The sequence below is a fragment of the Hubeiibacter jixunmingi genome (assembly GCF_041928215.1).
Taxonomy (GTDB): Bacteria; Pseudomonadota; Gammaproteobacteria; order Pseudomonadales; family Moraxellaceae; genus Acinetobacter.
This window is the reverse complement of record NZ_JBHFHK010000027.1, coordinates 1-21,122: the sequence shown is the minus strand read 5'-3', so window position 1 is coordinate 21,122 and position 21,122 is coordinate 1. Positions and strand designations below refer to the sequence as shown.

The 21,122-nt window shown below is 38.0% G+C and carries 21 protein-coding genes and 1 tRNA gene; 6 read left to right on the top strand and 16 right to left on the bottom strand.

All coding sequences use genetic code 11. The annotated features are described in order from the left end of the window. Nucleotides 1-23 precede the first annotated feature (23 nt). The 3 genes from ACEYX7_RS05925 to ACEYX7_RS05915 all read left to right on the top strand — a co-directional run bounded on the left by ACEYX7_RS05925 (nt 24) and on the right by ACEYX7_RS05915 (nt 1,140). A tRNA-Ala gene (locus ACEYX7_RS05925) sits at nt 24-99 on the top strand. Nucleotides 100-277: 178 nt separating this feature from the next. After that, a complete protein-coding gene (locus ACEYX7_RS05920) occupies nt 278-553 on the top strand; it encodes a hypothetical protein (protein WP_374804871.1) in 276 nt (91 codons plus the stop codon). A 131-nt stretch (nt 554-684) separates the two neighbouring features. Continuing rightward, complete coding sequence (locus ACEYX7_RS05915) at nt 685-1,140, top strand: RDD family protein (protein ID WP_374804872.1); 456 nt, start codon at nt 685-687, stop codon at nt 1,138-1,140. Between the two features lie 164 nt (nt 1,141-1,304). On the opposite strand, the gene pnp is transcribed toward ACEYX7_RS05915, so the two are convergent. From pnp to pyrE, 5 genes are all read right to left on the bottom strand, one after another. Next, nucleotides 1,305-3,392 carry a polyribonucleotide nucleotidyltransferase gene (pnp, locus tag ACEYX7_RS05910; protein WP_374806495.1) on the bottom strand — a complete coding sequence of 696 codons (2,088 nt, stop codon included), beginning with the start codon at nt 3,390-3,392 and terminating at the stop codon, nt 1,305-1,307. Between the two features lie 291 nt (nt 3,393-3,683). Continuing rightward, nucleotides 3,684-3,953 carry a 30S ribosomal protein S15 gene (gene rpsO / locus ACEYX7_RS05905; protein ID WP_374804873.1) on the bottom strand — a complete coding sequence of 90 codons (270 nt, stop codon included), beginning with the start codon at nt 3,951-3,953 and terminating at the stop codon, nt 3,684-3,686. Between the two features lie 64 nt (nt 3,954-4,017). After that, a complete protein-coding gene (locus ACEYX7_RS05900) occupies nt 4,018-4,623 on the bottom strand; it encodes a tetratricopeptide repeat protein (RefSeq protein ID WP_374806493.1) in 606 nt (201 codons plus the stop codon). A gap of 63 nt (nt 4,624-4,686) precedes the next feature. Continuing rightward, nucleotides 4,687-5,298, bottom strand: coding sequence for a uracil-DNA glycosylase family protein (locus ACEYX7_RS05895; protein WP_374804875.1), 612 nt, complete (start codon nt 5,296-5,298; stop codon nt 4,687-4,689). A 120-nt stretch (nt 5,299-5,418) separates the two neighbouring features. Continuing rightward, entirely contained in the window at nt 5,419-6,066 is a 648-nt protein-coding gene (pyrE, locus tag ACEYX7_RS05890; RefSeq protein ID WP_374804876.1) for an orotate phosphoribosyltransferase, read from the bottom strand. A gap of 53 nt (nt 6,067-6,119) precedes the next feature. On the opposite strand from pyrE, the gene ACEYX7_RS05885 reads away from it, so the two are divergent. The 3 genes from ACEYX7_RS05885 to ACEYX7_RS05875 all read left to right on the top strand — a co-directional run bounded on the left by ACEYX7_RS05885 (nt 6,120) and on the right by ACEYX7_RS05875 (nt 8,446). Next, on the top strand, nt 6,120-6,947 hold the full coding sequence (locus tag ACEYX7_RS05885; protein ID WP_374804877.1) for an exodeoxyribonuclease III: 828 nt from the start codon (nt 6,120-6,122) through the stop codon (nt 6,945-6,947). 80 nt (nt 6,948-7,027) lie between these two features. Then, the gene (locus ACEYX7_RS05880) at nt 7,028-7,693 is read left to right on the top strand and encodes a DUF1345 domain-containing protein (protein WP_374804878.1); all 666 of its coding nucleotides are present in this window, start codon (nt 7,028-7,030) and stop codon (nt 7,691-7,693) included. 96 nt (nt 7,694-7,789) lie between these two features. After that, nucleotides 7,790-8,446, top strand: coding sequence for an HAD family hydrolase (locus ACEYX7_RS05875; RefSeq protein ID WP_374900307.1), 657 nt, complete (start codon nt 7,790-7,792; stop codon nt 8,444-8,446). 251 nt (nt 8,447-8,697) lie between these two features. On the opposite strand, the gene ACEYX7_RS05870 is transcribed toward ACEYX7_RS05875, so the two are convergent. The 11 genes from ACEYX7_RS05870 to ACEYX7_RS05820 all read right to left on the bottom strand — a co-directional run. After that, nucleotides 8,698-9,144, bottom strand: coding sequence for a hypothetical protein (locus tag ACEYX7_RS05870; RefSeq protein WP_374806492.1), 447 nt, complete (start codon nt 9,142-9,144; stop codon nt 8,698-8,700). Nucleotides 9,145-9,231: 87 nt separating this feature from the next. Next, nucleotides 9,232-10,071, bottom strand: coding sequence for a transporter (locus ACEYX7_RS05865; protein WP_374900306.1), 840 nt, complete (start codon nt 10,069-10,071; stop codon nt 9,232-9,234). A gap of 48 nt (nt 10,072-10,119) precedes the next feature. Next, a complete protein-coding gene (locus ACEYX7_RS05860; RefSeq protein WP_374802388.1) occupies nt 10,120-10,668 on the bottom strand; it encodes an ankyrin repeat domain-containing protein in 549 nt (182 codons plus the stop codon). Nucleotides 10,669-10,823: 155 nt separating this feature from the next. After that, entirely contained in the window at nt 10,824-11,198 is a 375-nt protein-coding gene (locus tag ACEYX7_RS05855; RefSeq protein ID WP_374802390.1) for an HPF/RaiA family ribosome-associated protein, read from the bottom strand. A gap of 270 nt (nt 11,199-11,468) precedes the next feature. Further along, a complete protein-coding gene (gene pgi / locus ACEYX7_RS05850; protein ID WP_374900309.1) occupies nt 11,469-13,106 on the bottom strand; it encodes a glucose-6-phosphate isomerase in 1,638 nt (545 codons plus the stop codon). Between the two features lie 17 nt (nt 13,107-13,123). After that, nucleotides 13,124-14,380: a UDP binding domain-containing protein gene (locus ACEYX7_RS05845; RefSeq protein WP_374802392.1), complete on the bottom strand. Its 1,257-nt coding sequence runs from the start codon at nt 14,378-14,380 to the stop codon at nt 13,124-13,126. Nucleotides 14,381-14,398: 18 nt separating this feature from the next. Continuing rightward, nucleotides 14,399-15,274, bottom strand: a complete 876-nt coding sequence (gene galU, locus ACEYX7_RS05840; RefSeq protein ID WP_374802394.1) for a UTP--glucose-1-phosphate uridylyltransferase GalU — start codon at nt 15,272-15,274, stop codon at nt 14,399-14,401. A 12-nt stretch (nt 15,275-15,286) separates the two neighbouring features. Further along, nucleotides 15,287-17,161 (bottom strand): polysaccharide biosynthesis protein, encoded by a 1,875-nt coding sequence (locus tag ACEYX7_RS05835; RefSeq protein WP_374802489.1) that lies wholly within the window; start codon nt 17,159-17,161, stop codon nt 15,287-15,289. Between the two features lie 60 nt (nt 17,162-17,221). After that, a complete protein-coding gene (locus tag ACEYX7_RS05830; protein ID WP_374802396.1) occupies nt 17,222-17,833 on the bottom strand; it encodes a sugar transferase in 612 nt (203 codons plus the stop codon). After that, nucleotides 17,830-19,002, bottom strand: coding sequence for a DegT/DnrJ/EryC1/StrS family aminotransferase (locus ACEYX7_RS05825; RefSeq protein ID WP_374802398.1), 1,173 nt, complete (start codon nt 19,000-19,002; stop codon nt 17,830-17,832). The genes ACEYX7_RS05830 and ACEYX7_RS05825 overlap by 4 nt, the downstream gene beginning before the upstream one ends. A gap of 191 nt (nt 19,003-19,193) precedes the next feature. Continuing rightward, on the bottom strand, nt 19,194-21,122 hold a 1,929-nt coding region (locus ACEYX7_RS05820; protein WP_374900305.1), incomplete at its 5' end, for an LTA synthase family protein.

The following is a 21,122-nucleotide window of genomic DNA, read 5'->3' as shown; positions in this document are numbered from 1 at the left end:
AGCTTTTATTATACTGCACACATGGGGATATAGCTCAGTTGGTAGAGCACTTGCATGGCATGTAAGGGGTCAGCGGTTCGAACCCGCTTATCTCCACCATATAGAAAGCTTATCATTGATAAGCTTTTTTTGTTGTCTAAATTTTATGATGGTTTGAAAAAAGTTATTTTCAGCCAAACTTGAATGAATCAATTGCAAATTATCATCAAAAGATTACTTAATACATTCACTTTTATCTGTTAGACTTCAAACACTTTCACAGATGATGGAAAAAATCATGAAAAAACAAATGTTATTAGCAGTAATGCTATTCGGTGCAATGTTAACAACCCAAGCTCAAGCTGCAACTTTGCCTAAAGAATGTGGTGATGCCAAAAATGCGTTTTTTACAGCGGCTAAAAAAGTCGGTAAATCACAACAAGAATCTAATCAACTTTGGTCTAGAATCGAACAAGACATGAAAACTCAACAGAAAAAATTGGGTAATCAACGTCTTGCGAATGAGTGTAAAGCTTTAGCTCAAGCTATCGTGCAACAGACGAGTGGTCGATAATTTTTCTTAAAACGCACTAAGATGAATCGATAAAAATAGCAAAGGCAAATCACCTTTGCTATTTTTTATTCCATTGATTTTTTAGGGCGTGCTATACTTCGCAATAATGATAAATGTATAGGAAAGTGGATATGTCATCACGTTATGAGTTTGCGGGATTTGGTCGCCGTCTATTGGCAACGATTATTGATGCAATCATTTTAGCTATTGTTACTGCGATTTTAAGCTCTATTTTACAGATGATGGGTGTCTTGTCACCATTAGAAAATGTTGAAAATATTGAGGCTTTGCAAGCAGCAGTATTGAAACAACAATTATTTTCCAATATCTTTGGTTTGATTGTCACAGTTATACTTTGGATGAAATGGGCTGGAACACCAGGTAAACGTTTATTAAAATTGAAAGTGCTAGATGCTAAAACAGGTAATAAAATCAGCTTTGGGCAAGCAATTTTACGTTACTTTGCTTATATTTTATCTACATTACCACTCTTTTTAGGCTTCTTCTGGATTATTTGGGACAAGCAAAAACAGAGCTTTCATGACAAAATCGCTAAAACCGTTGTAGTGATAGATAATAATGATTAAGCATTGTCCTCAATTTAAATGAAATTCGGATGCTGATATTTGGACTGTATACTGAACAATGTTCCAATACTCATATCATAAAACTTAAGCCAAATAAAAGCCCCAAAATCTGATGACTTTGGGGCTTCTTTAAGGCTTATTTTTTAAAACTTGGTTGTTAAAGATTAGCCTTGTGGAATGTCTTTCATGGTCAATTTGATACGACCACGGTTATCGACATCTTGTACTTGGACGTTAACTATTTGACCTTCTGAAAGTACATCCGATACATTTGCCACACGCTCATTTGAGATCTGTGAAATATGTACCAAACCATCCGTACCCGGTAAGATGTTTACGAACGCACCGAATTCAGCCAAACGTACCACTTTACCATTATAGATTTTACCTGGTTCAACTTCAGCCGTTACCGCTTGGATTTTGGCAATCGCTGCACGTGCAGATTGTTTAGACTCACCGAATACACGCACTGTACCGTTATCTTCAATGTCAATCGCAGCACCCGTTTCTTCAGTGATTGAACGGATCATCGCACCGCCTTTACCAATCACGTCACGGATTTTTTCAGGGTTGATTTGAATCACTTCAAAAGTCGGTGCATGTACAGAAATTTCTTCACGTGCACGAGAAATCACTTTATTCATTTCATTCAAAATGTGCATACGACCAGAATACGCTTGGTTTAATGCCACTTCCATGATTTCTTCAGTGATACCTTCGATTTTGATGTCCATTTGAAGAGCAGTGATACCGTTTGCAGAACCTGCTACTTTAAAGTCCATATCGCCCAAGTGATCTTCATCACCCAAGATGTCAGACAATACCGCAAAACGTTCGCCTTCTTTGACCAAGCCCATCGCAATACCAGCAACGGGGGCTTTCAACGGTACGCCTGCGTCCATCAATGCCAATGATGCACCGCACACAGATGCCATTGAAGATGAACCATTTGATTCAGTAATATCCGATACCACACGCAATACATATGGGAAGCGATCTACTGGTGGCAACACTGCTTGTACGCCACGACGAGCCAAACGACCATGACCGATTTCACGACGTTTTGGACCTGATTCACGACCAGTTTCACCAACTGAATACGCAGGGAAATTGTAGTGCAACATAAAGTTGTCAGTTTTTGTGCCTGCCAAGGTATCAACCATCAAGGCATCACGCGTATTACCCAAAGTCGCAGTCACCAATGCTTGTGTTTCACCACGCGTAAACAATGCTGAACCGTGTGTACGATCTAACACCCCTACTTGCACATCTAATTGACGTACAGTTTTGGTATCACGACCATCAATACGTGGCTTACCGCTCAAAATGTTGTCACGAACGGTGCGATATTTCAAATCTTCAAATAAGAATTCAACTTCGTCAGCGATACCTGTTTCGTCATTTTCAGGTACAAATTGTGCAACCGCTTGAGCATGCAATTCATCTAATGCCGCGTAACGGTCTTGTTTCACTGCGATGGTATAAGCTTGAGAGATTTTTTCTTCAAAAGCAGCTTTTAAATTGGCACGCAATTCTTCATTATGTGCTGGTGCAACCCAATCAGATGCTTTTGCACCGACTGCTGCAGCAAATTCATTGATCGCTTGTACAGCCACTTGCATTTCGTCATGACCGAACAATACTGCACCAAGCATTTGATCTTCTGACAATTCTTTGGCTTCAGATTCAACCATCAATACCGCAGATTCTGTACCTGCAACTACAAGATCCAATGCTGATTGTTGCATTTGTTCATTACTAGGGTTAAGTACATATTCACCGTTGATTAAACCCACACGTGCCGCACCGATTGGACCACGGAAAGGCGTACCTGCAATTGCTAACGCCGCAGATGTACCTAACATTGCTGCAATATCAGCTTCCATAGTTTTGTCAGAAGACACCACAGTCGCAGTAACTTGGATTTCGTTGAAATAACCTTCTGGGAATAATGGACGGATTGGACGGTCAATCAAACGAGAAATCAAAGTTTCTGATTCAGAAGCACGACCTTCACGCTTGCCATAACCACCTGGGATACGACCCGCAGCATATTGTTTTTCTTGGTAATTTACCGTTAATGGGAAAAAGTCTTGACCAGCTTTAGCACTTGCTGCTGCCACAACTGCCACAAGTACAGTCACACCGCCCATGGTGATCACCACGGTATTGGCTTGACGTGCAACACGACCTGTTTCTAAAGTAACGGTATGCTGACCATATTGAAACTCTTTACGAACGATATTAAACATCGACATATTATCTTCCTAAATTTGGTGTTTTGGGTTTGAACTTTAATTTTATCAAACATCAAAACAGTATTTGTATATAGGGTGTAAGAGATAGGTTAATAGTCTCTAAGTTTTAGTATTTTGCTATGATCATCACTATAAATCATGTATTACACTAAGATTTTATGATAAAAATAATAAAACTTAGAAACTTTATCGCCAAACACCCCAACGAAAAAAACACAAAAGGAGCGAATCAACGCCCCCTTTGTCGATTACGGTAATGTTGCCACTACTCGCATCATCTTACGATTAACGGCGTAAGCCCAATTCACCGATCAATGCAACATAACGTGCGTGATCTTTACCGTTTAGGTAGTCCAACAATTTACGACGTTGGTTTACCATACGAATCAAACCACGACGGCTGTGATGGTCGTGTTTATGCTCTTTGAAGTGACCTTGTAAGTCATTGATTTGAGCAGTCAATAAAGCCACTTGAACTTCTGGTGAACCAGTGTCATTGGCAGCACGAGCAAATTTTGCAACGATTTCAGCACGTTGAGCAGTTGTTAAAGCCATTCGATTTCTCCGAGATGCTTAAAAGTTTATGATAAAAAAGTGTATCCGATACATCAAAAATAACCTATCGCCACACCCTGCCGTGCATCACTACAGCAGACGCATTATTATAGCGAAATTTTGGGCGATTGCAAAGGTTGATTTTTGTTGTGGCTTTTTCATACCATTCCATCGCTTTTTTATAATCTTGATTTATACCCTCGCCATTTTCATACATCGCCCCGAGATTATTTTGAGATTTAGCATGATCCTGATTGGCTGCTTTAGTGTACCATTCGACAGTTCTTTGATAATCTTGTTTTACGCCTGTGCCATTTTCATACATTCTAGCCAAATTAAATTGAGCATCAGCATCACCTTGATTGGCAGCTTTGCTGTACCATTCAAAAGCTTTTTGATAATCTTGTTGCATACCATTCCCATTTTTATACATATAACCAAGATTATTTTGAGCGGAAGCATCACCTTGATTGGCAGCTTTGGTGTACCATTCAAAAGCTTTTGCATAATCTTGTTTTACTCCCATTCCATTTTGATACATTACACCAATATTATATTGAGCAACCGCATCGCCTTTTTTCGCTTGCTGCAAAGTCGTATTAAAATTATCTTGAGCCATCACACCCATAGATAGGGTTAGGGCAAGCATTAAGGTACAGAGTTTTTTCATTGGGTTTGTCCATGTTAAATTTTAAATTAGTGACTGATTATACAATGAAATGTGACACAGTTTTTATTTATTTAAATCGATTTGCAAATGATTTGTGGCAAATATCTGCTGTAAATCCATTTGATAATATTCAGCTTTTTTCTCTAAAGCCAAAGGATACGCCCGTGACGATGACGGCAAACGATACAATTGTACGGTTCGCCCTGCAATATCTAACACTACAGATTGCCCAATTTTTGGCATGATGGCATCAGACTCGCCATAACGCTGTAATAGCGTAGCGGTGGCTTTCTCGCCTGTGCTAATGACTGCATGACAATTAGGCATCTGAGCCAATAAAGCGGCAATATCCATGTCTTGCACCACTTGCAAAAATTGGTCGGACGCATTGTCTTTTAATCGTATCACTTGATAGGCGGTATCACTGATGGCGATACCTTGTTGATGAAGAAAATCTTCAATCAAAATCTGTTTATAAGTTTTGTTGGCAATATCAATAAAATAATCTTTATCAGCAAAGAATATCAAACCGATAATCCGCCACATATCGTTATTATAATTGGGATAATAAAAGTCCATTTTCCAACGTGTTTTCGGCGGTGGAAAACTGCCTAAAAATAATACCTTGGCATTTTGCGGTAAAAATGGCGGTAATGGATGAGTTTCGATGGTCATCGGATTATCTTTTTTAACATTTTCATTATCAATAACAACTCCGTGTGATTTTAAAGTATTGGACAAATAACGTTTGCCCAATACCCATTTTTACAAAGCTAAAATAATAATGAAGTCAAATCAAATACCATATTGCTCACGATATGCCTGCATATTTTGCAACGCAATCGTATCGCCTTTTTCGGCTAGATAATCCATCAAATCTTGCATACTCACCAAGGCATGCACAGGTATATTATGCTGTTGTTGGATTTCTTGAATGGCAGATAATTCACCTTGACCACGCTCTTGACGGTCTAATGCCACGACCACACCTGCGATTTTTGCCCCTGCTTTTTGTAAAATATCCACTACTTCACGGATTGCCGTACCTGCGGTAATCACGTCATCGATGATCCACACGGATTTGCCTGCCACATCTGCACCAACCAATACACCGCCTTCACCATGGTCTTTGGCTTCTTTACGGTTAAAACCCCATGGCACATGGCGTTGATGCTGTTGTGATAAGACCACAGCGGTTGCAGCCACAAAAGGAATGCCTTTATACGCAGGGCCGAAAATCACATCGACAGTGTCGCATTCGGTCAAAACTTGGGCATAACCTTGTGCCAATAAAGCCAATGCTTCTCCATCGTTCAACAATCCTGCATTAAAAAAATACGGGCTGATGCGTCCTGATTTGAGTTTAAATTCACCAAATTTAAGCACCTGACGTGATAAAGCCAGTTCGATAAATGCTTTTGCTGAAAAATTGGGGGTTGTCATGTGCTATACTCCGTAGAATTGTTGAATTTTAGGGCGATATCAAGGGGTTTTCCATGCTCACCAAAGCAAGTTATGGCGATGATGCCAAGATTTTACGTGTTGTATCCATCAATGTAAATGGCTTACGTGCATCACAGAAAAAAGGCTTATTTGATTGGATTGCGACATCTGAAGCAGACGTGATTTGTATGCAGGAAACGCGACTTAGCCCCGAGCAATGGAATGATACTTTTAAGCCTGAAGGCTGGTATATGCAGTTATTTCCTGCCCAAAAAGCAGGCTATGCAGGCACAGCGATTTATAGCCGCTTGCCTTTTCAATCGGTACAGAATGGTTTAGGTTTTGAGCTTGCCGATACGCAAGGACGTTTTATTACTGCGGAATTTGATTTAAGTCATTGGGGTGTGGATTATCCAATTCATATTGCATCATTATATTTGCCGTCTGGTTCATCGGGCGATGACGCCCAAGCGCGTAAAGATATTTTCTTGGATGAATACAAAGCCATTTTGAAACAATGGCGTGAAAATAATAAATCGATTATCGTTTGTGGTGATTATAATATCGTGCATAAACGTATTGATATTAAAAATTGGTCAGGCAATCAAAAAGCATCGGGCTGTTTGCCACATGAACGTGCGTGGCTAGACCATATTTATGATGATTTGGGTTATGTCGATACATTCCGTGTGGTACGTCCCGAAGCTGAGCTGTATTCGTGGTGGTCGAACCGTGGGCAAGCCCGTGCCAAGAACGTAGGTTGGCGGATTGACTATCATGCCTGTTCACCTGATTGGAAGGAACGTACGGTGAATGCATGGGTATATAAAGAGCAGTGGTTTAGTGACCATGCACCGGTGATTATTGATTATCGGTTTTAAATATTATTCCATGAAAATGAATTAATATTTAAACCCTCCCCCCTCCCATAGGAGGGGAGTTACTTAAGGAACGTAATAAGATGAATTATTTATTTCGATTTTTTATTACACGTCCACGATTATGTATAGGAATATTATCTAGCTTTATCAGCTTTGCGATTTTAAAATTTACATTCCCATATTTACATCAGATTATTTTATTATTATCAGCATGGAATGTTGGTATATTGATTTATTTGGCAAGTATTTTTTATTTATTTCAACAAGCCGACACACAAAAAATCAAAGATGTGGCAAATGCCGAAGATGAAGGCATGCCTGTGATGTTATTTTTGGTATTCTTGACTGCAATCGTCAGTGTATTAGCCATTTTTAAAGCTTTGGCTTTGGTAAAAATTGAACCAAATTTATCGGCATTGTATTTGTCCTTGGTGAGTTTAACCATTGTTAATGCATGGTTTTTTATTCATACCATGTTTGCTTTGCATTATGCCCATCAATATTATCTGAGCTATGAAAAAGACCAAACCATAACCATTGCATTTCCTGATACCAAACAGCCAAATTATTGGGATTTTGTTTATTTTGCCTATATTATTGGGACATCGGCTCAAACAGCAGATATTGCCTTTAATCATGGTAGTAGCCGTAAAATTGGTTTGGTACATTCAATATTGGCATTCTTTTTTAATGTGGCGATTTTGGCAATGCTGATTAATATCAGCAGTAGTATTATCATGGGTTAATATCTAAGAAAATTATTCACCAAATTTTAATTTTTAAAAATTTTTATTATGCTATAATTTATTTCAATTTAAATGCTGAAATCTGAGAAATTGATCATGACAAAAAATGATATTCGCCTGATTATTTTTGACTTAGACGGTACATTATTTAATTCCATTCAGAGTATTGTAGATAGTCTACAATTTACCGCACAACAATTTGGCTATCAAATCACCAACCAACAGGCTGAAGACGTCATTGGCTTGGCATTACCAATCGCTTTACAAACCGTATTACCAACGGATGACGCTGAGAAAAAGCAAGCTATTTTTGATTGTTATGTGGCACATAATATTCCCCATTCACAGCATGATGATTGGTACGCTGGCATTTGGCAGATGCTATTAGACTTGGAACAAGCAGGTTTTATGTTGGCGATCGCCACAGGTAAGGCACGCAAAGGTTTAGATCGTGTTTTACAACGCACGCAAAGTGAACATTTATTTACGGCAATGCGTGGTGCAGACGAGGCTTTATCCAAGCCAAATCCCTTGATGTTAGAGCAAATTTTAAATCAAACTGGTTTAACTGCACAGCAAGCGGTGATGGTCGGCGATAGCGTATATGATATGCAAATGGCGGAGAATATTGCTATGCCACGTATCGGTGTAACTTATGGTGTGCATAACCGTGAGCGTCTGCTTGAGCATACTAATACAGTAGTTGATGATGTGGCGAGTTTGCGAGAGATGCTTTTGGCGTTAAAGGATTAAAAAATAACGTGAGTTCGGTTTAAAAGAGCATATTTTTTTATTGTAATCATATGATTTTGAAGACGTAGGGTGCGTCCCACGCATCCATTTAATGCCGTTTCCTGAAAGGTGCGTAAGACGCACCCTACATACGAATTAAATTTATTTTATAAAATCAGGCAATTACAATAAAAATTATCCCAAACTTACGTTAAAAATAAATTATTTTAATGCTAAATCATAAGGTCGGCTTCCTTGCTCACCGTCAGATATTATTGACAATTTGGACGCAAAGTCGGACTATGGATATAGGTCAAAGTCAAACCGTTAGGGAAAATAGTTTGGAATTGTGGCATTTTATCAGTATAAGTCTGTAATAAATCTAAGCTTTTATTGGCTTGAAGATTGGTGATAGATAATATTGCCCATTCTCCCAAGTTTTTTTCATTCATCAGCCAACCTTTTTCTGTAGATGTTAAGTTGGCGGTGGTCATTTTAATGTTTTGACGGTATTTTTTACCTGACAAACATTCAAATTTATATTGTTGCATTATAGTGTTGCCATCTTTATTTTTAATAAATTTGGTAACATGATAACTCCCTTGTGATGGCTCAGTCATTGCCCAATATCCATCATATAATGCAGATGGCAAGGATTGATTTGCCCATGCTGGACTAAATATAGCACAAACCATAAGTGTAAATAATATTCTTTTCATTGCAATTCACCTGATAAATATCACGATGTGTAAAAAATAACTCAACGTCCTTGTCTAAATCTTATTTATAAATTAAATTAAATTAAATTAGAATAAATAAGATACACCAAGCCCAGCACGATAACGTGGCATCACATCATTGAAGCCATAACCAAACCACATATCAAATTGAGCTTTATTATGATAATTAAACAAAATGCCATGGTTGACCTGTGAAGTAGATTTTTGACTTTCTTGCTTATGCCCTACATATTCAAAATAACCTTTGGCATGATCAGTTAGTTTGTAACGAATCGATGGTACTGTGGTAAAACCCAAATCACCTTTTTGATAATCATATTTCATAGTGATAGCTGTCTGAATCAGCTCACTATACTGATAATCTACAGCAGAGATCACGCTATACTTATCACGGCATGGGCGATGTTCATAGCTGCTACCTGTAGCTAAATCAGCTTGTGCTAGTACAGACCATTGCATATCACTGTCATTTAACAGGCGTTTCTTGATGGCAACACTCATATCACCGATATGGTTTTCGTCATGCTGCAGCGAACCGGTCTTATTACGTTGCCACTGCAAACCTTGCCAGCCAACACGTACTTCTGCCTCATGTCCGATACCAATACGTACAAGACTATCAGTTTGTAAAGTAGTTATTTTATGTGTCTGCCCATCGACTTTCTGTTCATAGTAGTTCGCTGTGGGCAATGCCTGCTGCAAAGCAACACGCCCTTTTGGCGTGATACTCGCATTTAAACCATCCACATATCGATCAAAAGTAAAATTCTCCAAGGACACTGCATTTGTCATTGTATTTTCTTCAGTATTGCCATTTGACATGCTATCTGTAGTCACACTTTCCTCAGCATAGCTCAGGCTACTTACGGCAGTACATAGAAGTGCAATCGTAAATGCTTTTTTCATGATATTTTCTCAGAAAAATAAATGATATCCATGGAGTAATTCTAATCATTAACTCGGTTTAATTTCAGTCGTGGTTTTTGCACCATGCTGACGTAATAGTTGCAGTGTCGTTTGCTGTTCTAGATAAGCTTCGTTCCAATTGATCTCGTCATAGTCACATTCGAACCAAAGATCACTAATCGAGCTTAACACGGGTAGCCCGTCATCATCCAAAGTATTTGGATTGACATTTAGATCCAATAAACGCTGTACGATTGGCAAACATGCTGCACTTGCGGCATCCCACAGTGGACCATAAAACTCTTCACTATCCCACGTGTGCGGTGTCGCACCCGCTACAATCAGCTGCTCAAAAATCTGTAAATATGGGCTGAGTTTTTCTTGTTTTACACTGTCACTCAGTGGCATATCATCGTCATAAGCCTGTTGTAAAATCAGCCACCAGTCAAATAAGCTATCGCACAGTACAGTCAATGGAAAACCACGTTCTGCATCTAAGAAATTAACATTTGCACCTTTTTCAATACAATCTGCGACCTTTTGACTATCGAGCTGTTGAATGGCATCTAAAAGTTGTTGTTCAAGTGTTGGCATCAAAATGACTTCATAAAATTAAACATGATTCATTCTAGCATAATTTATGCAGACGGATAGCCCGAATCAAGATAGAATTATTTACATCAGATCAAAAATGATAAAAGCCCATCAATGGGCTTTTATCTCGATGACGCTTTTAAAGGAAATAGCTTAATTTAATTTTCAAGGTCATCTGCAATGGTATCGTCTTTTTCAGACCAATTTGGCTTTTGACCGCGTTGTGGCTCGGTCTTCACAAACGTATGTTCGACACGGCGTTTTAATTTGTCTATCGCACCGTGAATGGCGTGATCAATATTGCCAGCCTTATGACTCACCGCGATAGGTTTAAATCCTGCTGGACGTGCCTCAATCATACAACGCTTATCATCACTGCCACCACGCTCACCATTTTCATCACTCAGATGAACTTCGAAATGGGTAATTTTTTCGCTGTAACGCCCAAATTCATCTTTTAATTCACTGCGAACATACTCGATCAGACGTTCGTTTCCGTTGATGTGTTTATCAGTACGAATTTCAATATTCATACGCAACTCCTCGATTTTATGTGTATTGAGTGTTCCTTTAGATTGTGACAATATGATGAAATTGTACAGTGAAAAAATGTAAATATTTTGTAATGCGAGCAACAAATCAATACGTATGATGTTCTTGTCTTAAATCAGATACTACAACACCGATTAGAAATTGATCGGTCTTATGGTTTTTTTGGTTTTATGATTATTTATCAAAAACTTAGTACATAAAGATCCTAATAAATATCTTACTTATAAGACATAGATTTAGAACAAATGTTATCAATGTTGGCTATGTTCCAAAAACAATTTAATCAAACCTTGTGTTGAACCATCTAGTGTTGATAGGTCGTGTTCGGTACGATTTAGAATAGGTAAGATTTGGTTTGCAATTTCTTTACCTTTTTCTACACCCCATTGGTCAAATGGATTGATATTCCACATCACAGACTGCACAAAGACTTTATGCTCATATGCTGCAATCAGCATTCCCAAGCTATGAGGCGTTAACTCTTGTAATAAAATCATGGTACTAGGTTGATTGCCCGCATACTGTTTATATAAAGGTACGTTGTCTAAACTTTTGATATTCAGTGCTTGATTACCAAAAGCCAATAAACGTGATTGTGCCAAACAGTTAGATAGTGCCAAATGATGTTGCTCAATTAAGGCATCTGCATTCTCAACATAGGTATATTGCTGTGCATCATAACGACGAATGGGTGCAATAAAATCACAGCTTACCGTCTGTGTACCTTGGTGCAATAGTTGATAGAATGCATGTTGTGCATTTGGCCCAACATCACCCCAAATAATTGGACAAGTACTGACTTCGCTTGCTGAATCGTTACGTTGAGTGGATTTACCATTAGACTCCATTTCCAGCTGCTGCAAATACGCTGTAAAGTATTTGAGACGACCATCATAAGGCAGTACAGCATGCGTCTGCATAGCGAGAAAATTGCTATTCCACACACCAATTAATGCCATAAGTACAGGAATATTATGTTTGAAATCAGCATGACGAAAATGCTGATCCATCGCATATGCACCTGCCAAGAATTGTTTAAAACCTTCTACACCTATGGTCAGCATAATTAGGAATCCAATACATGACCATAAAGAGTAACGTCCCCCGACCCAATCCCAAAGCATAAATTGATGTTGCGGTGCAATACCCCATTCTGTCATTTTATCAGCACGTGTGGAAATACCAATAAAATGATTATGTAGTACCGCTGGACGTTGCCCTAAGCTCTTTTGTAGCCACAGACGTACTGTATTGGCATTATATAAAGTATCGATGGTGCCAAAAGATTTGGATGAAATAATAAATAACGTTGTTTCTGGACGCAGTTGATGCAACAAATCTGACAACTGACTGCCGTCCATTGTCGATACAAAATGCACATGTAATGGTTTGGCAGTTTTTTTCTTAAAATCTGACAAAGCATGCGATGCCATCAATGGCCCTAAGTCCGAGCCACCTACACCAATATTCACCACATCTTGAATAACTTCACCCGTGACACCACGATATTGACCTTGATGAATTTTATCTACTAGGCTGTATAAACGATTAAACTGCTCGTGTATCTGACTGGCTAAATCAGGGAATTCAACATCATGCTCAGGCAAACGCAATGCCCAATGCATGGCTGCACGCTGTTCAGTGTAATTGATTTCCTCTGTCGAGAATAAACGTCCAATCCATTTGTCCAATGCTTGTTGTTCGGCAGTCTGTACCAATGTATCTATTACGGTTTGGTCAACACGTTGTTTACTGTAGTCAAATACCATGCCATCAAATTGCACATGATGTTTTTGAAAACGCTGTGCATCTTCAGCAAACAAATCATTGAGATGCTTTTGTTTAATTTGTGCTGCAAGCTGATTTAATATCGGATGATTAGATATTATTTGATTTGATTGTTTCACTAAATACGCCCCACACCACTATAAACTACACCTTGACTTCGTACAAAATCGGGGTCATAAATATTACGACCATCTAACAATAGTGGGTATTTCATTTTTTGATTTAATCTTTTAAAATCAGGACTATAATATTGTTTCCATGCAGTCATCAAACAAAGTGCATCAGCATTTTCTATGGCATCATACGCATCTTGACATAAAATCAGATCTGCTCGTTCTCCGTAATGACGTGCGATTTCAGGCAAGGCTTGTGGATCATGCAAACGGACTGTTGCACCTTGTGCAAACAAAGCATCTAATAAAACCAAAGTCGGTGAATATTCAATCCGTGCGGTATTCTCTTTAAAAGATGCACCCCAAATGGCAATCGTTTTGTCTTTTAAATCACCTTGATAATAATTCCACAATTTACGGAATAAAATTTCTTTTTGTGCTTCATTGATTTGCCACACTTGCTCAAGTAAACGACTTTTTACTCCCGTATTCAGCACTGTATTCGCTAACGTCAGTATATCATTAGAGAAATTTTCTCCACCAAAACCCGCACCTGCAGACAAATACACTGAGCCAATACGATTATCTGCCGCTAAGCCTTGACGAACATTGAGGATATCAATGCCTAATTTTTCAGCCACTTGTGATAAATCATTCATATAGCTAATACGTGTGGCAAGCATACCCGAAATGCTTAGCTTAGCGAACTCAGCATCCAGTATAGGCATAAGTAAAAACTGTTCAGGTAACGGATAGTAAGGACGTAACAATTCCAAAATCAGCGTCTTAGCTTGATCGCTCTCTACACCAATAATGACTTGCTTCAGCTGTAAAAAGCTTTGAATCGCCTGTCCCTCTTGGATCATATCAGGTAGATAAACCCAATAATCCTGAGATGCATATTGTTGTAATTTTGCTGTGCCATGCAATCCAAAAGTACAGCCATTGATCATCAGTTTGGGGCGGACTTCTGCACGCAACGCCAAATAATCGACCAAATGGACGACTTTGTCTTGTTCTGTACTGTTAAAAGCAAAAAAGTAAGCATCAATATCTGTAGGCAAATCATCAAGTAACACGTCAATAATACTATTCTTGTCGTGCAGTCGGCTTAGACGCTGATTAAGTTGTTCATCTAATCCATAGTGAGCCGTCTGTGGATTGCTTTTATCCAAACACCAATAAACGGTATGACCTGTTTCAGCCCAAACCGCAGCCATAACACCAGCATAGAGCGTTTCACCAAAGATCGCAACTTTCATACGATGATCCTATGTATTTTATAGTGATAGGTCTTTTATCATCTTTTTAAAATCTTCACCCAACTTTTCATGTTCAATACCGTAATGAAGGACGGCTTTAAGGTAACCCAATTTGCTGCCACAATCAAAAGTCTGACCTTGCATACGGTAAGCTTCAACGCTATCTGTCTTTTGCAACATGGCAATCGCATCGGTGAGTTGAATCTCATTACCTGCACCTTTTGGTGTTTGCTCCAATAAAGTCATGATTTTTGCTGGTAAAACATAACGTCCCACTACAGATAAATTAGATGGTGCTTCTCCAACTTTTGGCTTTTCTACAATGCCCTGCATTACTATGCTTTGACCTTCTACAGGTATATTCGCTACATCTACGATACCGTATTGATCTACCATGTGTTCAGGTACTGCTTCAACCATAATTTGTGCGGCATTTGCTAATTCATAACGTGCAATCATTTTTGCCAAGTCGTTATCCGTTGCACTATTTTTCACCAAAACATCTGGCAACAACACTGCAAAATCGTCATCACCAACGATTGATTTTGCACACAACACTGCGTGTCCTAAGCCTAAAGGCTGTGGCTGACGCACGCTCACAACACTAACATGACTAGGAATAATCTGAGTAATTTCCGCCAAGAGATCATGTTTTTTCTTTTGTTCTAAGGTGGTTTCAAGCTCAAAATTACGATCAAAATAATTTTCGATAGATGCTTTTGAAGAATGTGTAACCAAAATAATTTGTTCTATACCTGCTTGAACTGCTTCACGAACAACATATTCAATCGCTGGACGATCGACGACAGTAACCATTTCCTTGGGTATGGACTTACTTGCAGGTAAAAAACGTGTACCTAAACCTGCTACTGGCAAAATTGCTTTCTTAATCATGTTAAAATGCGCCTAATTTACTTTAATCTCTTTACCGCGTTGATAACCATCAACATAATGCTCTAGTTGCGTAATTGCCCATTCTACATCTTCTGGCGTAGATTGTAGTTGATGCATTTTGTCAATGACTGCTGCAATCTCCGCAAAAGGAACAAATTTTTCATAAGATGTCAGGATACGGCTGTGTTCAGTAAGTTGGGTATCTTCTTGATCAATCAGCAACTCTTCATACAATTTTTCACCAGGACGTAAACCCGAATATTCGATAGCAATATCACCTGTATTACTGCCTTGCTCGCGTACTTTTAATCCACTTAAAGTAATCATTTGTCGTGCTAAATCCTGAATACGGACAGGCTCGCCCATATCCAACAAGAATACGTCGCCACCATGACCTAATGCCCCTGCTTGAATCACGAGCTGTGATGCCTCAGGAATGGTCATAAAATAACGTGTTACTTCTGGATGAGTCACGGTGATTGGTCCACCTTTTGCAATTTGTTGCTTAAATAATGGAACAACTGAACCTGATGAACCCAACACATTACCAAAGCGTACAATGCTAATCTGCGTATTAGATTGTGCATCCGCCATGGCTTGGCAATAGAGCTCTGCCATACGTTTGCTTGCACCCATGACATTGGTCGGGCGTACAGCTTTATCAGTAGAAATCAAAACAAATGTTTCAACACCTTTGAGCACAGCTGCATTGACGCTAAATGCTGTACCTACGGCATTGTTTTGCAACCCTGCAATCGGATTACATTCCACCAAAGGAACATGTTTGTATGCAGCAGCATGATATACCGTTTGCACTTGGTATTTCTCAATGACTTGCTCAAGCTTTGATTGGTCTAATACTGTGCCCAAAATAGGTATAATTTCACACTGTGCAGTCTGATTCAGTTCTTTTTCAATTGAATACAAAGCGAATTCGGTCAACTCATAGATAATCAACATCTTCGGCTGATTTTTAATGATTTGGCGACAAAGCTCAGAACCAATCGATCCACCAGCACCAGTGACCATCACGACTTTATTCTGAATATTTTTAGCAAGTAAATGGGCAATTGGTGGGACAGGATCTCGACCCAATAAATCAATAATATCAACTTCTTGGATATCAGTAATACTGATTTCACCATCAACCAACTTGGTTAAACCAGGTAATTCAGTGATTTTTACAGGTGCATTTTCTAAAAATTTAATGATTTCTTGTTTGCGTAAACGACTCACCGAAGGCATAGCAATCAGCACTTCATCGATTTGATATTTATCAAAAAGTTGAATAGCTTGCTCAGCAGAATATACGGTTAGACCACCCAGAATTCGCCCAGTCAGTGACGCATCATCATCAATAAAAAATAAAGGGACGTGTTCTTCAGAACGATTTAGGATTGCTGCGACTTGTTGCCCAGCAGAACCAGCACCATAAATCACCATACGTTTACGTGCAACATTCGACTGTAAAAAACTTCTGATGACAAAGCGAATAATTCCTCGGCTAAACCACACCCACGCAAACATCGTAAACCCAAACATCAAGGGAATTGACATTGGAATAACGGCTGTAGTGCAATAAGCCAAGGTGTAAAGTGCGAGAATAGTCAATATCGTTGCGATAGCCAAACGTCCAATCATTGATTCATTAAAGCTACGAACAATAAATTGATAAACACCACAAATAAAAAGGCTTACAACAGCAATCGTTGCAACGATGATTTCCCCAAATGCTAAGTTTGGAACAGGATTGGCATTCAGGTCAAATAGACGTAAAACATAGCAAGCCCAAATCAAAATCGGGAAGACAATAAAATCTAGAGCGATTAAAAAAAGTTGCTTTGCATGACGCGAACGTGTAGTCGCAACAACCAAAAGTTGTTTAATATTCATTCTTATTCCACTTGCAGCAGATCTACCACTAATCCAAAATACTTAGACAATGGGTTAACGTACAACAATCTTTATCACAGTTTCAATGATCAACTTAATATCTCTAAACACAGAAATATTTTCGGCATACTCAACATAATATTTTGCTTTCATTGGCATAATTACATCAATATACGCCTGACGTGGATCATCATATTTACCCAGTATATCATTTTCATCAATCATTTCAATTGAAGCCTTATCAGTCATACCTGGTTTAACTGAAAGGATTTTTTCACGTAACTCTGGTGCGTATAGGTTCATGAATTCTGGGATCTCAGGGCGTGGTCCCACCAAACTCATATCACCATATAACACATCAATCAATTGTGCCAATTCATCAACCTTGTATTTTCTTAAAAATACACCCGATGGCGTAATGCGATTATCCTTGCCAATGGTCAAACCACTTTTACGTTCACTGTCTGGATACATGGTACGAAATTTATGGATACGAAAATTTTCACCGTGCTTACCAACACGTACTTGGCGGAAAAATATATCACCTTTCGAATCGTATTTGATCCACAATGCAACGATGATAAATAGCGGTGACAGTACGATTAAACCACATACTGCCCCGATAATATCTAAAGCACGCTTAAAGAATAAAGTTAATTGTTTCACGCCAAAATATCTCGAATCGCTTGAATAACTTGAGTTTGATCATCGTCCGTCATTTTGGTAAACAGCGGAATTGAAAAGATATTCTGATAAATATGTTCAGCATGTGGAAATTGTGTTGGCGTCAATTGATAGCCATCACGCCATACTGGATGACGATGCAATGGAATAAAATGTACCGAACAGCCAATACCTTGTTCTGCCATTTTAACGATCATTTCATCACGACCAATCTTGGCATCTGCGGTCAAACGCACAGGATAAATATGCCATGCATGTGTCGAATCTGCATCTGTTGGACGTGGTGGTAAAATAAGCGACAAATCAGCAAGCTCACGCTCGTAACGCTGTGCCATCTGCTCACGCTTTTGCCAAAATCGATCAATCTTTTTCAGTTGTTGTAAGCCAAGTGCCGCAGAGATGTCTGGCATATTGTACTTAAACCCCGGTTCAATCACTTCGTAAAACCAAGCAGGTGTTTTGGATTGATAACGATCAAACGCATCACGGCTAATACCATGCAAACGCATAATCTTCGCACGCTCAATAATATGAGCATGGCGAGACACCAACATACCACCTTCACCAGTAGTCATGGTTTTGTTGGCATAAAAACTAAATACAGTCACATCCGAATCTAGAGTCCCCACCAATTTACCTTGATGTTTGGTTGGGAAAGCATGTGCTGCATCTTCAATGACTTTAAGATTAAATTCTTTGGCAATAGCCAAAATGCTATCCATGTCTGCACACATCCCTGCAAAATGTACAGGAACAATCGCTTTAGTTTTATTGGTAATTTTTTGACGAATCTGTTCAGGATCAATATTTAAAGTTGCAGGATCTGAGTCTACAAAAACAGGCGTTGCACCCAAATAACGCACTACTTCAGCCGTAGCAGTAAAGGTAAATGTCGGAACAATGACTTCATCACCCACACCAACCCCTACAGCTTCCAAAGCCAAATGCAGACCCGATGTTGCTGAATTGACTGCCAAAGACTGTAATCCTAAGTCTTCGCCTTGTTGCAAATAAGCTGTAAAATCGGCCTCAAATTGCTTGGTTTTTGGTCCAGTCGTTACCCAACCAGAACGTAAGGCGTCTACGACTTCTTGGATTTCCTCTTCACCGATTTCTGGCAAAGCGAAGGGAAGAAACTTGTTTTGTGTCATGGCATTCCTCGGGTTTTCATCTTATATCTTGCAGACAAGAGAGTATAAAAAGTGATCACCTTATTCCACTTTATCGCAATAAATATAATTCATTAGTATAGTACTGTAGCATAGACGGTGATATATTTCTATAGAAGTCCTATATACAGCCAGACTTCTTGTAAACAATATAATCTTATAAAAATATAAAATTATTTTTGTAAAAGTTCATAACTATGATTCTGACCAGAAAGTACATCTTGATTGATCAATTTATACTGCTCTAATAGTTTCTGACCATTTTCAGCATTACAATTTTCTTTTTTCAAAATAAACTGTGGATGAATTGCATCATAGCAATCTGCTACACTGTTCATAAAACCAAAATAGCTCTGTAGTGGAAAATGAATAGATTTTAAGATCTTCGTTGCCAAAAAATGTGATGCAATGTAGGGCGAGTCAAATTGATTTTCATCTATTGGAAAATTACTCCAAACCATCAAGGGTGTTTCGTACTTCTCTATATCCTTATTAGTTTTACCATCAATTTCGGATACATTTTTAATATATGGATGATGATCGCCATAAACAACTAAAATCGTCGGTTGTTTAACTTCACTGAGACGTTGCACTAAGTTTAACATTTTTTGGTCTGCATCGATAACTCCTGCCGCATAGGTACTTAAACCCTGTTTGGCATCTTTATCATATTGCTTTTCAAAATGAAAATCCTTTATCCCATAACGGTCATCTTGATAATCGCCATGATTTTTGACAGTAATCGCATGAATAAATTTCGGACGATCTTGGTTGTTTTTAAGAGTATTTAAAATTTGATCATACACCAGGTCATCAGAAAAGCTTTCCTTCTTGATATTGATTTGCGTATTGATAATATTAGGTATCATTTTTTCTATACTTATAAAATTATTAAATCCTAGATATTGATAAGCTTTATCTCTATTGTAGTAACCTCCTGGATAATTATGTATTGCTACACTTTGATATCCAAATTTTTGTAGATATCTTGGCAAACTATAAATATCTTTTTTTACTCTATTTACATACATTAACTCACCTAAGTAGTATGAAATATTTAATCCAGTCAAAATCTCGAACTCAACATTTGCAGTTTGCCCACCAAAAGCTGGACTTAAAAAATTACTTTTTTTATACATGTCAATGAATGGCGTTTTTTCTGCTATTAACCCCTTATCAAGAACTTTTGGTTCGATTAAAGACTCATGTAATATCACGACTATATTAGGCTTGTTCTCAAATACCTGAGTTTGCATATCATCATTTTTTAGAATCTGATTAACTTGTGTCTCGCTAATATCTACTTTTGCATCTTTTGTGAAGTCATCAATAGTTCTATTTATTATATACGGTAAATAACCAATACGATGCATGGTTGCCAAGTCACCATTCCAGCGTACAGTTGAAGGAAAGTAATAAAGATTGGTATGACAAATTGTATAATTATATTTATCTGGACATTTATCAAAAGGAATACGCATAATATAAGCATTAAATGAAATAAGTGCAGTACCTATAACAAAAATAAATATTGAGCAAATAGAAAGATTATCTTTTTTCTGTTCTCTCCTATGAAGTTTATAGATAAAAAAGCCAACCACAATTGCGATTAAAAAAAATAGTGTAGCATACACTTTCAAGTCTAAGGATACAACCTTATATGCTTCACCTACAAGAGCAAAATCTTGAAAGACAAGAGGGAAGTTAAGAATTTTACTTTTAACTACATTAATAAAAAATAAAAATAAAAATAAAATAGAACAAAAATAACCTACCAACATTTTCTTTCTAAAAAATATGTTTAAAAAATTTAAAAAAACATAAAAAATAAAACCATTAAACACTGCTACAAACATTAATCTTTTAACAAAAAGTGTTCCATCATAATCTCTATTATAATCAATAGTTGGATAAGCATATAACATGCCAAAAAAAACACTTAAAAAAACAAAGAACCATTGTTGTTCAATAAAAATTAAAAAGAGTTGAGTAAAATGATTTTTTACATTAAATTTAAACATATTTTTCTCAGCACACGACAAAAAAATAAAAAAGACTGTTAAAGCAATGGCATAATAGTAATTTTTCTGACGAATTAGACC

Coding starts and splice junctions, on each gene's coding strand:
- ACEYX7_RS05875 (WP_374900307.1), top strand. CDS start 7,790: ATGACAAAAAATGATATTCGCCTGATTATTTTTGACTTAGACGGTACA.
- ACEYX7_RS05825 (WP_374802398.1), bottom strand. CDS start 19,002: ATGACACAAAACAAGTTTCTTCCCTTCGCTTTGCCAGAAATCGGTGAA.
- ACEYX7_RS05900 (WP_374806493.1), bottom strand. CDS start 4,623: ATGAAAAAACTCTGTACCTTAATGCTTGCCCTAACCCTATCTATGGGT.
- ACEYX7_RS05845 (WP_374802392.1), bottom strand. CDS start 14,380: ATGAAAGTTGCGATCTTTGGTGAAACGCTCTATGCTGGTGTTATGGCT.
- ACEYX7_RS05915 (WP_374804872.1), top strand. CDS start 685: ATGTCATCACGTTATGAGTTTGCGGGATTTGGTCGCCGTCTATTGGCA.
- rpsO (WP_374804873.1), bottom strand. CDS start 3,953: ATGGCTTTAACAACTGCTCAACGTGCTGAAATCGTTGCAAAATTTGCT.
- ACEYX7_RS05865 (WP_374900306.1), bottom strand. CDS start 10,071: ATGAAAAAAGCATTTACGATTGCACTTCTATGTACTGCCGTAAGTAGC.
- ACEYX7_RS05855 (WP_374802390.1), bottom strand. CDS start 11,198: ATGAATATTGAAATTCGTACTGATAAACACATCAACGGAAACGAACGT.
- galU (WP_374802394.1), bottom strand. CDS start 15,274: ATGATTAAGAAAGCAATTTTGCCAGTAGCAGGTTTAGGTACACGTTTT.
- ACEYX7_RS05895 (WP_374804875.1), bottom strand. CDS start 5,298: ATGACCATCGAAACTCATCCATTACCGCCATTTTTACCGCAAAATGCC.
- ACEYX7_RS05880 (WP_374804878.1), top strand. CDS start 7,028: ATGAATTATTTATTTCGATTTTTTATTACACGTCCACGATTATGTATA.
- pnp (WP_374806495.1), bottom strand. CDS start 3,392: ATGTTTAATATCGTTCGTAAAGAGTTTCAATATGGTCAGCATACCGTT.
- ACEYX7_RS05920 (WP_374804871.1), top strand. CDS start 278: ATGAAAAAACAAATGTTATTAGCAGTAATGCTATTCGGTGCAATGTTA.
- ACEYX7_RS05885 (WP_374804877.1), top strand. CDS start 6,120: ATGCTCACCAAAGCAAGTTATGGCGATGATGCCAAGATTTTACGTGTT.
- ACEYX7_RS05870 (WP_374806492.1), bottom strand. CDS start 9,144: ATGAAAAGAATATTATTTACACTTATGGTTTGTGCTATATTTAGTCCA.
- pyrE (WP_374804876.1), bottom strand. CDS start 6,066: ATGACAACCCCCAATTTTTCAGCAAAAGCATTTATCGAACTGGCTTTA.